Source organism: Kamptonema formosum PCC 10802, assembly GCF_000332335.1.
Taxonomy (GTDB): domain Bacteria; phylum Cyanobacteriota; class Cyanobacteriia; order Cyanobacteriales; family Oscillatoriaceae; genus Oscillatoria.
The window spans coordinates 145863-160860 of sequence record NZ_KB235952.1 but is presented as its reverse complement, the minus strand read 5'-3'; the positions used below and the strand labels follow the sequence as shown (position 1 = coordinate 160860).

At 54.2% G+C, this 14998-nt stretch carries 14 protein-coding genes and 1 pseudogene; 8 read left to right on the top strand and 7 right to left on the bottom strand.

The genetic code is table 11. The features are described 5' to 3' along the window. Positions 1 to 63: 63 nt before the first annotated feature. Together OSC10802_RS43560 and OSC10802_RS52340 are read right to left on the bottom strand one after the other, a co-directional pair. Complete coding sequence (locus tag OSC10802_RS43560; protein WP_017721766.1) at positions 64 to 822, bottom strand: pentapeptide repeat-containing protein; 759 nt, start codon at positions 820 to 822, stop codon at positions 64 to 66. Positions 823 to 1056: 234 nt separating this feature from the next. After that, the gene (locus tag OSC10802_RS52340; protein WP_155969234.1) at positions 1057 to 1242 is read right to left on the bottom strand and encodes a hypothetical protein; all 186 of its coding nucleotides are present in this window, start codon (positions 1240 to 1242) and stop codon (positions 1057 to 1059) included. A 761-nt stretch (positions 1243 to 2003) separates the two neighbouring features. On the opposite strand from OSC10802_RS52340, the gene infC reads away from it, so the two are divergent. The 4 genes from infC (at position 2004) to OSC10802_RS0136780 (ending at position 8410) form a co-directional block, all read left to right on the top strand. After that, entirely contained in the window at positions 2004 to 2555 is a 552-nt protein-coding gene (infC, locus tag OSC10802_RS0136795) for a translation initiation factor IF-3 (RefSeq protein ID WP_044172881.1), read from the top strand. Positions 2556 to 2862: 307 nt separating this feature from the next. Further along, positions 2863 to 5910: a HEAT repeat domain-containing protein gene (locus tag OSC10802_RS0136790; RefSeq protein ID WP_017721763.1), complete on the top strand. Its 3048-nt coding sequence runs from the start codon at positions 2863 to 2865 to the stop codon at positions 5908 to 5910. A 108-nt stretch (positions 5911 to 6018) separates the two neighbouring features. Next, positions 6019 to 6501 (top strand): Crp/Fnr family transcriptional regulator, encoded by a 483-nt coding sequence (locus OSC10802_RS0136785; RefSeq protein WP_017721762.1) that lies wholly within the window; start codon positions 6019 to 6021, stop codon positions 6499 to 6501. Between the two features lie 1435 nt (positions 6502 to 7936). Next, a complete protein-coding gene (locus tag OSC10802_RS0136780) occupies positions 7937 to 8410 on the top strand; it encodes a hypothetical protein (protein WP_017721761.1) in 474 nt (157 codons plus the stop codon). Between the two features lie 572 nt (positions 8411 to 8982). Here the strand turns inward: OSC10802_RS0136780 and OSC10802_RS52325 are convergent. Together OSC10802_RS52325 and OSC10802_RS57110 are read right to left on the bottom strand one after the other, a co-directional pair. Further along, positions 8983 to 9123, bottom strand: a pseudogene (locus OSC10802_RS52325) (IS1 family transposase); the annotation flags it as partial. Positions 9124 to 9598: 475 nt separating this feature from the next. Next, positions 9599 to 9832, bottom strand: a complete 234-nt coding sequence (locus OSC10802_RS57110) for an IS1/IS1595 family N-terminal zinc-binding domain-containing protein (protein ID WP_445727665.1) — start codon at positions 9830 to 9832, stop codon at positions 9599 to 9601. Positions 9833 to 10174: 342 nt separating this feature from the next. On the opposite strand from OSC10802_RS57110, the gene OSC10802_RS52320 reads away from it, so the two are divergent. After that, entirely contained in the window at positions 10175 to 10522 is a 348-nt protein-coding gene (locus OSC10802_RS52320) for a hypothetical protein (protein ID WP_155969228.1), read from the top strand. A gap of 354 nt (positions 10523 to 10876) precedes the next feature. Here OSC10802_RS52320 and OSC10802_RS43550 read toward each other — a convergent pair whose 3' ends face one another. After that, a complete protein-coding gene (locus OSC10802_RS43550; protein ID WP_017721759.1) occupies positions 10877 to 11656 on the bottom strand; it encodes a tetratricopeptide repeat protein in 780 nt (259 codons plus the stop codon). Between the two features lie 112 nt (positions 11657 to 11768). Here OSC10802_RS43550 and OSC10802_RS0136765 point away from each other — a divergent pair, with 112 nt between their 5' ends. The 3 genes from OSC10802_RS0136765 (at position 11769) to OSC10802_RS52315 (ending at position 12898) form a co-directional block, all read left to right on the top strand. Next, positions 11769 to 12008, top strand: a complete 240-nt coding sequence (locus tag OSC10802_RS0136765; protein ID WP_017721758.1) for a hypothetical protein — start codon at positions 11769 to 11771, stop codon at positions 12006 to 12008. 168 nt (positions 12009 to 12176) lie between these two features. Beyond that, positions 12177 to 12386: a hypothetical protein gene (locus OSC10802_RS0136760; RefSeq protein WP_155969224.1), complete on the top strand. Its 210-nt coding sequence runs from the start codon at positions 12177 to 12179 to the stop codon at positions 12384 to 12386. A 20-nt stretch (positions 12387 to 12406) separates the two neighbouring features. Further along, entirely contained in the window at positions 12407 to 12898 is a 492-nt protein-coding gene (locus OSC10802_RS52315; protein WP_155969222.1) for a hypothetical protein, read from the top strand. Positions 12899 to 13342: 444 nt separating this feature from the next. Here the strand turns inward: OSC10802_RS52315 and OSC10802_RS52310 are convergent, their stop codons facing one another. Together OSC10802_RS52310 and OSC10802_RS0136755 are read right to left on the bottom strand one after the other, a co-directional pair. Continuing rightward, positions 13343 to 13513: a hypothetical protein gene (locus tag OSC10802_RS52310; protein WP_155969220.1), complete on the bottom strand. Its 171-nt coding sequence runs from the start codon at positions 13511 to 13513 to the stop codon at positions 13343 to 13345. A gap of 295 nt (positions 13514 to 13808) precedes the next feature. Next, the gene (locus tag OSC10802_RS0136755; protein ID WP_017721755.1) at positions 13809 to 14465 is read right to left on the bottom strand and encodes a hypothetical protein; all 657 of its coding nucleotides are present in this window, start codon (positions 14463 to 14465) and stop codon (positions 13809 to 13811) included. Between the last annotated feature and the right edge of the window lie 533 nt (positions 14466 to 14998).

The following is a 14998-nucleotide window of genomic DNA, read 5'->3' as shown; positions in this document are numbered from 1 at the left end:
CGCTGTTTGCAGACATCCCGGAAAGCCAGCCGCCGGACCGCTTACCGCCAATGGCGGCAGCTTTCAATCCTTGTCCTTGTGGATTGTGCCATCAGGCATGGTGGCTCTCGTTAAAATTACACTGGTTAAATCTACCCCAGTCAGGTTGGCTTCTCGGAGATTGGCGCGAATCAGGTAAGCCCCCCTTAAATCGGCTTGGCGCAGGTTCGCCTGCACCAAAGTAGCAAAACTCATCCGCGTCTGTTTGAGGTCAGCTCCCGTCAAGTTAGCGTTATTGAGAGCGCTTTCCTTGAGGTCAGCACCGGTGAGAGTGGCACCGCTCAGGTTGGCGTTCCTGAGATCCGCGCGAACCAGCAGGGCTTTCGACAGGTCAGCCCCTTGCAAGTCAGCACCGGCGAGGTAGGCGTCTCGCAGGTCCGCGTCCTTGAGGTCGGCTTGCCTGAGGTTCGCGCCGCTCAGGTTGCACCCCCGGCATTGCTTGGTGTTTAGCAACCGCCGGACGTGTTGGGGATTTTCCGCTTCCGCTGCTGTCCCCAGCAACAGGGACGCTAGCAGTGTGAAGATAGCAAGTATTTTCAGTCTCACAGGATTCTCCAATGGATGTGCAAAATAAGCAGCGATCGTAAACGGTATCGCCACTGCGCCTGCCGCCGCCTCGATTGAGCCCCCTATCCCTCGGTTCCTGCCAGCACCCCGGAAAGCAGTTGGGCTAAAGCCCCCGGAAAGCAGTTGGGCTTTAGCCCAACCCACCGGCTCGCCCGCAGGTGCGCTTGCCTGGGGCCGGCGCAGCAAAATCAGGAGAGAATTTTTTAGGGTGGCCATTCCTTGGGGCAGACGGCCCAGAAAGGTGGCGGTTAGGTTTTGCCCAGGCGGGGTGGCTTATGGTGCGCCCAAAACCCGTGTTGCTTCTTCGAGGCAAGGCAAACAGTGCCGGCGTCTCTGGTTGTCAGATCCCTAGCTGGCAGCCTTCAGTTCCAAAAGCGCCAGTTGCGACAGCACTAATCCGCGCGCTAAGATAGGGGAGTGGGGGTCAAGAAGCCAAGGGGTCAGTGGCGGCTAGAGGGCAGGTTGCGCCAGAACCCGTTTCGCGCTCAATCCTTGCCCATTGTGCCAGCGCCGGGAATTCCTCCCCCTCGCCTCAGATTGAAACAGCTTGACTTTCTTGCCGGTCAGTTCTAAGAGTGTCGGGACAAATGCAGCCGGTGCCTGAGCGCTCTGAAAATACCGCGCCGCTTTTCGCAAGACTCCTGTCCTGTGGGAAAATGGATTGGTATGCGTTATGGAAATGAGCGCGTCCCTGTCAGTAGAATGGCAAGTAAGAGTGACTGAAGAGTCGCAAGGGCGCACCGCAGAGCGCAGGATAATGACACATTTTTTAACAAATGCCTAAATCATCGCACTCACCCGCTGAATGTTCCACCGGCTCGCTCTCAAGCGCCTGCGCTCCTCGACGGCAGATCCAGTGCCGGTAGGGGCTGAAAGCCTCCTATGGATAGAATAGACAAACACTTGCAACATTTCCCCGATCGAAGGAACACCACTTGCCAACCAGACGCCCTCGCTTCCATTGCCGCCAAACAGCGCCAGCGCTCTCGCTCACTGGTCTGGCTAATGCTTGGGCGGGGGGGCTCTGGCAGGGGGCCCAGCAGTTGCTCCCCCGCACAGGGGCTGTCCGGGACCGGCCACAGCAGGGGGGCGGCGCGTGAGAGCTTTGCAGAAGACATCAGTGCGGAACCGCTCGCAAGAGCGGGGTTTCAGCATATCTGGAAATGCCACACCCGGGAAAATGGAGCGGTGGCGTCGGGACTGGGTGCCCCCCAGAGCCGGCCAGCGCCAGTTTCAAAACGGCTCACAACAGAGGAGAGCTTTGAGTCAGATGCAAACTCTTGCCGCCAGCCGGCCAGAGTTTGGCAGCGGTCAAAGTGCGCCTCCCACAAGTCCCCGCCGATGAGTCCGGGGGGAGTCTAACGCTTAGCACACTACCTCTAAACTGTCAACTAAAAATCGGATCGCTTTCTACGCCTGTGATTGAAAAAAAACGTCCTAATCGCGATTTACCCCAAATTAACGAAAGGCTTCGCTTTCCCAAAATTCGCGTCATTGACACCAATGGAGACCAGCTGGGGATTATGACACCTCAGGAAGCGCTGCGGATGGCAGAGCAAAAAGAGCTGGATCTCGTCCTGGTCAGTGACAAGGCAGACCCGCCGGTTTGCCGAATTATGGACTACGGGAAGTTCAAGTTTGAGCAGGAGAAAAAAGCTCGGGAGGCCAAGAAGAAGCAGCACACGGCTGAAGTTAAAGAGGTGAAAATGCGCTATAAGATTGAGGAGCACGACTATAAGGTGCGGATCAATCAAGCGGAGCGCTTTCTCAAGGATGGGGATAAGGTGAAGGCTACTATTATGTTCCGGGGGCGGGAAATTCAACACACTGACCTGGCAGAGGAGTTGCTGAAGCGAATGGCAGCGGACTTGCAAGAAGTGGCGGAAGTTCAGCAAGCCCCTAAGAAAGAGGGGCGCAGCATGATGATGCTGCTCTCCCCCAAGAAATAGTGGCAGCGGTCGCTTCTGACGCTTGGGCCAAATCCCAAAGCGGCAAGAAGGGAGCAGTCTGAGGCTGCAAGTATTCAGTGTGAGGTGTGTCAGACACACCTCACACTTGATGGCTTATGCCCTTAAAATAGCAGGGTGAGGGCCTGAAGTGGGAACATTAAATTTTTAAAATAAGATCCCTAAAACAGATAGTTTTAGGTTATAATAGTAAGATTTTAATTATGGATGTCAGTTGAAACAGTCAGGCAGTGGGGTTAGCGCTCCTGGGGACAATAGGACATCTACACGCAACGGAAATCAGCGCAGCATGGAACTGAGAGATCAGCGGAACGCAGGGAAATGGGTGCAGCTACTGCTGCAGTGGGTGAACCTCCGTCCAGAGGAAGCGGAGCGAACTTTTCTGATGTTTGCTTTCTATACGGCAACCTCTGTGGGAGTGCTGTGGCTGGAGGCGAGTACGGTGGGCCTGTTTTTGGAAGAGTACGGAGCCGACCAGCTGCCGTGGATTTATATCTCCGGTGCTATTATCGGCTCGGCGCTGGGGGGGCTGTACACCTGGCTGCAGCAAATCCTGCCCCTGCGGCGGGTGATTGTGCTGATCGCTGTGATTATGGCGGCTCCGCTGCTGCTGTTTCTCGGGGGCTTGGGGCTGGAGCTGGCTTGGGTAGCCGGGATCACGGTGTTCCTGATGCGGCTGTGGCTGGACGGAATCTACACCCTTAACGACCTCAACACGTCGATTGCCGCCAACCAGCTGTTCAATATCCGGGAAATTAAGCGGGCGTTCCCGATTGTCAGCAGCGGCATTTTGGTGGCGGACGTGCTCAGCGGCTTTTCCCTGCCGGTGCTGCTGGAGTGGGTGGGGCTCAAGGGCGCTATCTTCATGGCTTTCGTGATGATGCTGGTGGGGGCGGGGATTCTGTGGTATCTGAGCGAGGCTTACAAGCAATCGTTTCCCGACTCGCCGCTCAGGGAGGAAGAGGACGAGCAGGCTGAGTTCGCCAATAAGCGGCTCCGGGGGCCAATCTGGAACTACGTCGCGCCCCTGATTGCCTTTTTTGTCCTCGCCGAGGTGCTGAACCTGCTGGTGGATTTCCAGTTCCTCAGCGAGTTGGAGCAGCAGAATCCAGAAGATGCCGGCACGGCGATTGCGGCGTTCATCGGGCTGTTCAATGGTGTCTTGGGCATCTTTGAGCTGGCCATGCAGTGGTTCGCCTCCAGCCGGCTTGTGGAGCGGATCGGGGTGTTTGTCTCGGCGACAATCCTGCCGGGGGGGCTGGCGATCATCGGTGCCGGTTCGGTACTCGGCTCGGCGGCGGGGCTGTTTCCTTTCTTTGGCGGTTTGGTGCTGCTGAAGTTTTTCGAGGAATTGCTGCACTACACTATCTTTGAGGGGGCGAGCCCCGTCCTGTTCCAGCCCATTCCGGAAGCCAATCGCGACGATGTTCAGGCGTGGGTGAATGGCATTGCCGAGCCCCTGTCTGACGGGCTGACCGGCTTGCTAATTTTCGCCATCATTTGGGGCTGCCGGCTGGCGCTCCCGGGTGCCGGTGACAAGATGCTCGATCGGGTAGAGGGCGGGGCGATCGTCAGCCTGACGGTACTCCTGTCCTTGCTTTGGGCGGCTGTGGTCTGGATGCTGCGCTCCCGCTACGTCGGGCTGCTGGTTTCCAGCGCCGAAAGGGGGCGGCTGGGGGTTTCCGATGTGGACATGCGAGCCCTGAAGCGGGCGGTGGTGGAAACCCTGCAGCAGCCGGGCACAGAAGCCGACAAGCGCTCTTGCATTGAGCTGCTAGCCCAAATCGACCCCAAAAATGTGGGCGAGGTCTTAGCGCCCCTGCTGCCAGTCCTGCCGCCTGCACTGCAGCGCCAGAGTTTGGAAGCCATGCTCGCCAGCCCCACCGCCGCTTACCTGGAGCAGGTGCGGGGGCTGATCGGCAAGCCCCTGCCGCCGGAAGTCCTGGCCCTGGCCCTGCGCTATGTCTGGCTGACTGAGACAAATCCCGATATTGAAGCCTTGAGGCCCTATTTAGCGCCGGCAGTGGACCCGGTGGTGCGGGGGACCGCCGCCGCCCTGATCATGCGCCGGGGGAGCCGGGAGCAAAAAGCCGAAGCTACGAACGCCCTGCGGCGGATGCTCACCCACAAGCAGGAGCGGGAGCGGGTGATGGGCTGTCGGGCGCTGGGGGAGGCGGACTACTTGCAGGGGCTGCGGCTGTATATCCCCAACCTGCTGCAGGACGAGTCGCTGCGCGTGCGCTGCGCCCTGCTGGAGGTGATCGCATCCACCCACTTGGAGGAATACTACCCCTCCCTGCTGCGGGGGCTGTACTACAAGTCCACCCGCGACGCGGCGATGCGGGCTCTGGTGCGCTTGGAAAATGAGGCGATCGGCAAGTTGGTTCAGCTGGCGGAAGACACTCACAAGCCAGATTTGGTGCGGGCTCACGCTTGGAGCGCTATGGGCCAGATTGCCACTCCGGAAGCACTCGACGCTTTGGCCAATCACTTGATGGCCTCTTGGGGGGCGACGCGCCGCAACATCCTGCGCATCCTGCTGAAAGTTCCGGGAGAGGCGGGGATTGAGGGGGTGCTCGACAGGTTTGGGCGCAGCGGGATGGAGCTGTTAATTGACCAGGAGCTAATGTTCCTCGCCCAGCTGTATGGGGCGCTCCTCGATTTGAGCCCGGAGCGCGTGGCGGGGCGGGAAGCTGAGCTGCTGCAGCGGGCGCTGCGGGACTTGCAGTCGGATGCGGAAGAGCGGCTGTTCCTGCTGATGAAGTTCCTTTACCCCCACTCGAGCATTCAGGCGGCGGCTTTTAATCTCAAGTCCGGGAACCGGGCGAATATGGCGCGAGGGCTGGAAATTTTGGACAACACTGTGGACTTGCCGAGCAAACGAGCCCTGCTGAGCGTGCTCGACCGGCGCTCGGATTTGGAAAAGGTGCAAAGTCTTTCCGATCTGGTGGCGTACCAGCCTATGGCTCCCGGGGACCGGGTGCGCCGGCTCCTGGAGCTGCGCCACTTCCTGTCGGACTGGCCTTTGGCTTGCTGCTTCCATCTAGCTCGCGCCAGCCGGTGGGCTGTAACGCCGGAACAGATTTTGGCCTGTCTGCGCCACCCCCGAGGGTTTGTGCGGGAAGCGGCGATTGCCTATTTGCGAGTGGCATCACCCCGCGCTCTGATAGAATTGCTACCAATGCTGCGCAGCGATCCCGACCGCCTCGTCGCCCAGCAAGTCAAGCAGATGATGGCTGAGTTGGGTGTTGGCGACTCACCGGCAGCCGCCGGCTCCCCTGGGGGCGCTAGCCCGGCTTCCAGCTATCAGGGAATAGCCGGTTTTGAGCCCACATAAAGCAGTTTGAACTTTGAAGCCGTGAGGTTTGAAGGCATTCAGGATTCAACCCTCACCCCTCCAAATTTGACCGTGCGGCAACCGGCATCGTCAGGATGAAGTACCTAAATGCTTACCAGTGTAGACCGGCTATTATTTGTCAGAGGAGTTCCTATTTTTAAAGAGCTGCGGGATGATTTTCTCGTCCGCCTTGCTTCTGTTATGGACGAGCTTTCATTTCCGGCAAATCACACGATTTTTACCCAAGGTCAGGAGGGGCGCTCGCTCTACATCGTCGTTTCTGGGCGGGTTCGGGTTCACATTGGCGAGCAAGATTTGGCTCAACTGGAGCAGGGAGCCTGTTTTGGCGAGATGTCCCTGTTTGATGCTGAGCCGCGCTCCGCTTCCGTCACGACGGTAGATCCCTGCGAGTGCCTGATGCTGACGCAGCAGCAACTCTACGACGCGATTGAGGAGACTCCGGGAATTGCGGTTAATATTATTCGCCTCCTGTCGCGCCGGATTCGGGAATTCAACCGCAAGCTCAATGCTAAAGAGTCTGAAACTCCCCCCCCGGAGTTGCAAGGCGCAGGGCGCAGTTCCGGGGGATAGCACCGCCCCCTGCGGCGGGAAATTCACCGGCTTTCTTGACATTCAGCTCTAAATGTGCTATGGGAGGGTGAGCGGAAAGCCGGTTTCCCCACCTCAACCCAATCCCTTCATCTGTTGAGTCGGTTGGCGAGTTTCCTCGTTAATGGTGAACCGCCAAGACGCCAAGGACGCTAAGATTGAAGCTGACCTCGGATAGGGGGAAAGGGGGGAAAAAAATTTGACTTTCACTCACTATTGTGGTAGGGGAGGGGTGACAAATGCCGGGGCGAGCCGGCTTGTAGGGGGTAAGGGCGACCGGCATCAGGAAGGCTATCGATGCTAAACCGCATTTCCTCTAAAGAGGCCAAGATTGAAGTTGACCTCGGATAGGGGGGAGAAAATTTGACTTTTACTTACTATTGTGGTAAGGGAGAGGTGACAAATGCAGGGGCGAGCCGGCTTGCAGAGAGGGGGTGGGTTTTCCCGATATATGGAACGCACCTAGGAAGGGTTGGACTAAACCCGCCCCCGCTACCACCAGTCGGGTTTCTGGACCAATGCCCTCTTCTAGGAAGTTTATTTTAGCACCTTTGCTGACGGCAATAGCGATGGTCAAGGGCACAGCACCGGCTTGCTGTATCAGTTAGACATTTTACTCCCCTGGGTGATTTAAGTCAAGCTTAGTGTGATTGCGGGGGCGTTTGTGATGAATTCGCTTGCCCGCGTTTCTAATATGCCCCGATAAATCTTTCATGGGAAGGAGATGCCGGCTTAGGATTAGGCTATGCTTCACCCCCCTAAACTATCCTAAACTATCCTAAACTATCTTAAACTATCCTAAACTAGCCTAAACTATTCTAAACTATGCTAAACTATCCTAAACTATATTTGGGCTATAACCGCTTATTTGGCTTGAATTTGGCACAACACTCTCTTGATATAGCAGTAAACAGTAATTTTAGGACATGGGGATTGGGGATTGGAGATTGGGGATTGAGGATTGAGGATTGAGGATTGAGGATTGAGGATTGAGGATTGGGGATTGGGGATTGGGAATTGGGGATTAATGTCCGTTTCCTAAGTTGCTACTGCTATAATACAAGTGAGAGCGCTGGCGATAAAGGGGCAAACAAGAGAATTGGTAGCTGGTGGATTTTATGAATAGCGATTGGGATGATTTACCCGCAGTGCGATAGGAAATTAAGGTTAGGTTGCTGTTGCAGGTTGGGTGAATCGAGAGATGCCGGCAGGCAGTTTGCTGAGGGTGGCACAGGCGAGACAGCTGCGCTACCATTTGTTTGGAATAACTTGGAAGTCAACAGCAAGATGGGGGCGAGACATCAATGCCGATTTCCGCAAGTGCGGATGAGGATAAGTCTTGGTGCGGAAAACAGAGATGAGTTAATCGGCGGTAGTGGTGCGCCGGAAAAATCAAAGTATTAAAAGTTTTTGATAATTGGCAGATGACTGGTTCCAAAGGGTGGGTGACTGGGATAGTAGAGGGGATATGCCGGTGGGGAATAAGCAGGTTAGGGAGAGTTGGGATATGCAGGTTAGGGAGAGTTGGGATATGCCGGTGGGGAATATGCAGGTTAGGGAGAGTTGGGATATGCCGGTTAAGGAGAGTTGGGATATGCCGGTGGGGAATATGCCGGTTAGGGAGAGTTGGGATATGCCGGTTAAGGAGAGTTGGGATATGCCGGTGGGGAATATGCCGGTTAGGGAGAGTTGGAATATGCCGGTTAGGGAGAGTTGGGATATGCCGGTGGGGAATATGGCGGTTAGGGAGAGTTGGAATATGCCGGTTAGGGAGAGTTGGGATATGCCGGTTAGGGAGAGTTGGGATATGCCGGTTAGGGAGAGTTGGGATATGCCGGTTAGGGAGAGTTGGGATATGCCGGTTAGGGAGAGTTGGGATCGCAAGTGTTGAATCTTCACGATTCGACACAAAAAAGCGCCCAAAACGTGCTATAATTTCGGATAGTGTCAAAACAATCTTGTTAGTATCCTGTGCTATACTCATTCCCCAAACTTGTCCAAAATTGTATGGCCTCTTTGCCTATAAATGATTGTCCTGTCCTTAATATCCGCTTGTTCTTATCCATATGGTTGAGCGATACAATAGATAAGAGTTTAACCAGTATAAGAGATATATTCAAGCGACACAATATCAGTAGCTACACTATTTATATTTCAACTTTATTCAAAGCTAATACCCACCGTATTCAAGAACTATTATTGAAAGTATATTGACGAAAATCTGTCACCAAAAGTGATTTTTAGAATAATATTTTTACTATCAGCTCAATAGAAATTTATCCAATCAATAAATTACTGTAAATGCAAAATAAGCTTAACTAAAATTTCTTGTATTATTAAAAATAATAGCAGGAGTTTCGGCATGAAACTTAATATAATTTGGCGAATAATCCAGCTACAAATGCGGCAAAGAGATGCTAACTCTTTTGGATGTACTGCAAGGTAAGGATACAGGGATGTGGATCACTTCTGTAAAGAAAGGTTATAAGGATGGATAAAATACCAAATTGCCCCAATATGATTCGAGAGTTTTTTAGAAAATGCCAGAGTCTTTCTAACTAATATTGACACTCTTTACATCAGGGTATTGTTAAACCGCTGTATAGGAATATGCACTTAGGTTAGTACATAAAAATTGGGGGAGTGGGCGATGGGTATTGGGCATTGGGCAAAAGCTGTGAGTTTGCTATGATACGCCACGCCCCATAAGCCATGCTCTTAATGTCCTAACCAATATGACTACTGCTATATATAGGAAGTCTTGCCGGTTTCTTTCCCTACTGATTGGTGCCGGCTTTGAGGAAAAACTCTGGAATATAGCTCCAAAAATCTCTGTAACTAATAGCGCATTGGCGATAAATTGGTGGGAGATAATCCCAAAGATCGCAATTCATCGGCTTCTTTTATGCTCCCAATATATACTCCTCCTATCTCTTTAGTAAACACAATCCAGCCAGACCCACTGTTTGTTGACATTATGGCCTACAAATAACCACATTTTATCGCATTTAATTCTTAAATAGCCCTTTTTTTGATTTGACTTGAACCTGTCTGGGGACTGAGGCAAATTTTTGATTGATTATTGCATCCACCGGAGAGACACTCCCGTGACTCGGGCAATTCCAGCTAAAGAGATTTTCTCTAGTAAAAGCTTATCTACTAAGACTTTGGTTTCTTCTGTAATAGGTTGATGTCTGGGGTTTTGAACAAACTGTCTGCCACACCCTCTACATTTAAAGTTTTGCTTCCCACTATGAGTCTGGCCATTTTTAACGATGACAGAACCGCAGCATGGAAAATTTATAAAATTCAAGTTTTAGGACATGATATAATTACTATTATAGCACGCCTTTCCTTCCTATGCAACACTGCCAAGGAACATTCGCCGGCTCACCACAGCTCCGCCAGTTCACTGGGCTAATTTACCGGCTCACCCAAGAGCCTAAAAGCTGATTCGGATCATCTTCTTGACTCCCCAACCCAAGTCTGTTTATAATAAAGATGAACGGGCATGAGAGAGGGCAAAAGCTAAAAGAAGCAGAGGATCTGCGAAAAGTAACCCAAGAATTACCCCCCTGAGGTGGCTGTGTTTGGTCTTTGAAAAAGAAGCCGGTTGAGAGCGGCGTTCTGCTAAACATGGCTCTAGGGTTGGCGATTGGCACCGGCACTTCAGCTGCGAAGTGCCGGCAAGCACTCAAGCGTTAGTGCTTTTGCCAGCTGGTTGCTGGTAGATTGCCTGAATAGCGATGGTGATATTTCCGCCGCAGTGCGACAGGAGATTGAGGATAGGTTGCGGATTGCCTGCTTCCCTAAATTTCGGCAGCCGGTATGTATGCTACCCCCACCGGCTCCCCTTGCAGGACAGGCATCGCGCAATACAGATACCCGATATTATATTTGGATAAGGATAAAAACAGATTACTTCATCCTTATTCGCAGTTTAGCCGTGTCGTGCGGTCTGGGGTTAGCTACCGCACACCAGCTACTCCCCCCAGCAGTCTGAGGAATACCCAGAGCCGGTGCGGATAGAATCACTTCCAAAAAAGCCGGTTGCCCTTGACAGAGAACAGAAAGACCGGTTAAACTGAGGGTGAGGGAGGTATGTTATTGGCTAAAATTATGCCCAAAAAGTAAACCGCAATTGTGATCGGGACAGAGGATGAGCAATGCCCTTAAGGGGTGAGGGGTTAGGAGTTAGGGTTTCGGGGTTCGGGGTGAGGAGGGAAGTGATAATTGAAGAGCGTCCCAATACGATGATGCCCAATCCGGGCATCCTTGCATAACCCATGCCCTATACCCCATGCCCTATACCCAATCCCCAATGCCCAATCCCCAATGCCCAATCCCCAATGCTGGTTCAATCGATTTGCTCTCGCATCAAAGCCCGAAACTGCCAATCTCTGCGAATCCTGTTCAAGTCAGAGTCAGTTTTGGCCATTTCTAAGTATCTCTCAGGATTGAGAGTGATGGCTTTTTTCAGGCTGTCAATGGCTAACTGAACTTTGCTTTGAAGAGCGTAACAGCAAGCCTTATTGTACCAGATGTGACCGAGAGCGGGGTTGACAGTCAGGGCTTCGTCGTAGCAGTCTGTAGCGCTATCATAGCGACAGAGTTTCGTCAGGGCATTGCCCCGGTTCGTCCAGGTCTGACAGTCGTCTGGCTTGAGCGCTAGGGCTCTGTCGTAGCTGGCGAGCGCCTCTTGATAGCGACCTAACTCAGAGAGGGCAATTCCCCGGTTGTTCCAGGCTTCGCAGTCATTGGGTTGAAGCACCAGGGCTCTAGTGGTGCTGGCGATGGCAGCTTGGTGGCGACCGAGTTTGCGCAGGGAAATGCCGCGCAAATTCCAGGCGTGAGACATGTTAGGTTTAATCGCCAGAGCTTGGTCATAGCACCGGATGGCGTCCTGATATCGCCCCAAGTGCTCTAAAGCTGCGCCCCGGTTGCTCCAAGCTTCCGGAAAGTCTGGTTTGAGGGCGAGAGCTCTGTCGTAGCTGGCGATGGCATCGGAGTGCCGGCCCAACTTTTCGAGGGCTAAACCCCGCTGGTTCCAGACTGGGCAGTCGTCGGGGTGAAGGGCTAGGTGCCTTTCGCAACCGGCAAGTTCTTCTTCGAGAGTGTGAGAGTTTTCCACTGCCATACTTGTTGTGTTACTGCGCTCGTGTGACTGCGGAGTGCCTGCAACCGGTGGCGCTGCTGTTTCACCTTTGTGCCGGCAAGGCTTGCTCCTGCTGTGATGTCCTATAGTTTATATGCTGTATTATTCTCTCGCTGGCAAGAGGTTTGATTTGCCGGCAATCAAATTTATCCGGGCAGCCGGCACCGGCGCGCTCGTGTGGGAGTCGAGGGCGGGCAGGGGCGGGTTCATCGAAGATGTCTGCCAGTCAGGAAAGATGCCTGCTTGCCTGCCGCAACCGCAATTTTACAGGAGCAATCCTCCTGCTGGCGCTGCCGGTGCCGGTTGTAGCGCACCCACCGGATCTCCGGATTAGATTTTCTTTAGAATTCTCAAGGGAGAGCCGGCGTAGAATCCGCAGGCCATCAACTTTATTGGCCTTAAAAGAGGAATCATCTCCACAGCCCTTGGAAGTGGGGATTTAGGAATATTGTTCTAGCCGGTAGATGCCATTATAAAGCTTAATTTATCACAGGAGCGCCAAGTGCGCCGAAGTTGCAACTCACCAGTGCGGGACAGCAGCAGCGCTGTTGCTATTGCAGCGGGCACGGGCACTCGCAGCCGAGGGGAATCGCCCGCCGGTGCCGGCACTCCGGATCTCTGGCTGAAAGCAACGCCCCCGTCGCGCCAATACCAGTCTTCCCGCACCGGTGGTGCCGGCGATTCCCCACACCTGCCGCGAGCGCTCCTTTAATCGCTCCCTACCGGCACTGAATGCCTTCGGCTCAAAGCAATGCCCCCTCGCCCCAATACTCGTCTTCCCGCACCGGGGGTGCCGGCGATTCCCCACACCTGCCGCGAGCGCTTCTTAGATCGCTCCCTACCGGCACTGAATGCCTTCGGCTCAAAGCAATGCCCCCTCGCCCCAATACCCGCCCTCCCACCGGTAAACGCCCCTGCACCTGTGCCGGCACTGAATGCCTTCGGCTCAAAGCAATGCCCCCTCGCCCCAATACTCGTCTTCCCGCACCGGGGGTGCCGGCGATCCCCCACACCTGCCGCGAGCGCTTCTTAGATCGCTCCCTACCGGCACTGAATGCCTTCGGCTCAAAGCAATGCCCCCTCGCCCCAATACCTGTCCTCCCACCCCACCCCGGCAGTGCCGGTGATTGCCCACAAGCCCCAGAAGGCTCTTTTGAGAGGGGCTTCAATGCCGGCTCGCCCTACTTCGGGCCCCCTCTCCCCCTGCCGGCATTAAGCTGTTAGGCTTTTAACCTGCTTTTCCGTTTAAAAGAGGCAGTGCCTCCAGATTGCGTTACTATAGGCTAAGGGGAGCGTCCTGCCTCGCCCCGGAAGGAGAGAATAGAAATAGATAGTGCAAATTAAATGCGTAAAACCTGAGCGGCAATCCCTAAAGAATGAGAGTAAACTCTGGGAAGTCATGCCGGGTAGACCGTGGCTGTGAAAAACAGCTCCGCCAAAAACAGTCTGCTGGGGAGAGCGTGACAGCTCTCGCACGCCGGCACTGGGCCCAATAAATACAGGCGGGCCAGCCCGAGGCCGGCGGGAACATTCCTCCGCCCTCCCGCCTGCTTTACTATCACGCGAGCGAGCCAACAACAAATTATCCGGCAAAAAAGTTTTTAAATAAACCCGACTCCAGACCGATTTTGTATATAAGTATTCTTCCGGAAAATAGATAAATTTGCCTCAGGGGCGGAACATCTCTCCCCCCATCCCCGCAATCCCCACCTTCCCTCCCAGAGCCGCCGCCAGAGCCACCCCAACTGGGCACCGGCGCACCCCCTTCCAGGGTGACAAGAGCGCCCCAAGGTTGCGCCCGGACTTGTTCCAGGCATGGGAGACGCTGGATTTAAGCAATGGCAGTGACTGTCCTCCGCAGGCAAGTGCCGGGGCGACCTCAGTTAAACACACAGAGCTGTTCTTATTGTGCCCCCTCCCCTGCGCGGAGAGCGCTCATCCCCCAGATACGGTTTGTCAAGCCGTACCCGCAGCGCCTGGGGCCGGTTCTCCCGGGCTGAGGGGAAGTCTTATTTCATTGCCAGCGTTGATGTGCCGGCCATCTCGAAGGTAGCCCTAAGTTTCCCAGCGGCACGCCACGGCTGTGCCAGAACCCCACTGCGCAGGCGCTCGTTACTCCAGGCGGTCAGCCGTTTCAGAGTTGGGCCAGACCTCGGCGGCACCGATCCTGTACCTGCCAGCGCTTCCGGGACCGCGATTTCGATTGGCGCAGCCATTCGAGCTGTTCGAGGGCCACCTGCTCCACCCACTCCAGCAGTTCTGGGTAGTGATCGAAGTAACCCTTGTGTACGTCCTTCAATTTATTGGCCAAATTCCAGTAACGCTTGCTCATACAGGACTTAAAGAGAAACACCCACCATTTGGCGCGCTCTAGGGCTTTCTCAAAGGTGATGGCTTTAGCTTTTAGCTGTTGCAACCGGACTTTTTGCTTCTGCAACACCGCCCGCAATGCCTGTTTGTTCGCGTCAGTGTAGGCATGGGTCTCTATGTCCATTTCCGTCAGCTTAATCAATTTTTCAAGCTCTGCCCATTCCCCACACTTGGCCAGCAAGTGAATCACCGACTCCAGCCAGCACCGCAGGATGCGATAGCTGCAAAAGAGTCCCCCTTCCCCCTCAACAACAATTAAAAAGATGTAGTCCCATTTCCAGGCATCTTCCGGTTTTTCGTGCTTGGGCTTTTGTTTTGGGAAGGACAGCGTATGGGCAGACTTTCCCGTACCGTTAGCGATATCGTCCATCACGATTGTGAGATAGCGCGGATTTATGTAGTCGGTTAAAAGCTCTTTCATGGTCGACACACTCTGCAACTTCTAAGTTAGACACTGGACTGGAGTGAGCGGACTAGCCAGTAAATTTAGTATTTTAGGTGGCCCCTTGGGCTCTCCCGACCCTCTTCGTCTGCTCTGCTTACTATTTTAGCGCGATTTTTTGAAAGTGTCTAGCCAAAAAGTGTGGTTTACAGAGATTTAACAAAATTTAACAATTGGGACTGCTGGGTTCGGGAAGCAGTAAAAGCCTGAAGGAAGCCGGCTGGCCATTCCGCTGTCAAAGGAGAATGTCCCCTTGCGAAGTCTTGAAAGGGGCAGATAAAAAAAAAGATGGAAAGATAGACCAATAACAGCAGAGTGGGAGCCTCAAATCGCAGGCAGGCCCACCGGCTTTGAAAGCAGTAGTTTATGATGGCCGGCCCTTCAGGCCCTTGCAGTCGGCGACCCAGGCAGTGCACAATACCCCCTCGCCAGCCGGCTCGCCCGAGGCCGGCCTCGGGCGCTCTGCTGCCATCGCGCTCAGAACAGCTAGACTCTCGTTGAAGGGGGTGGCT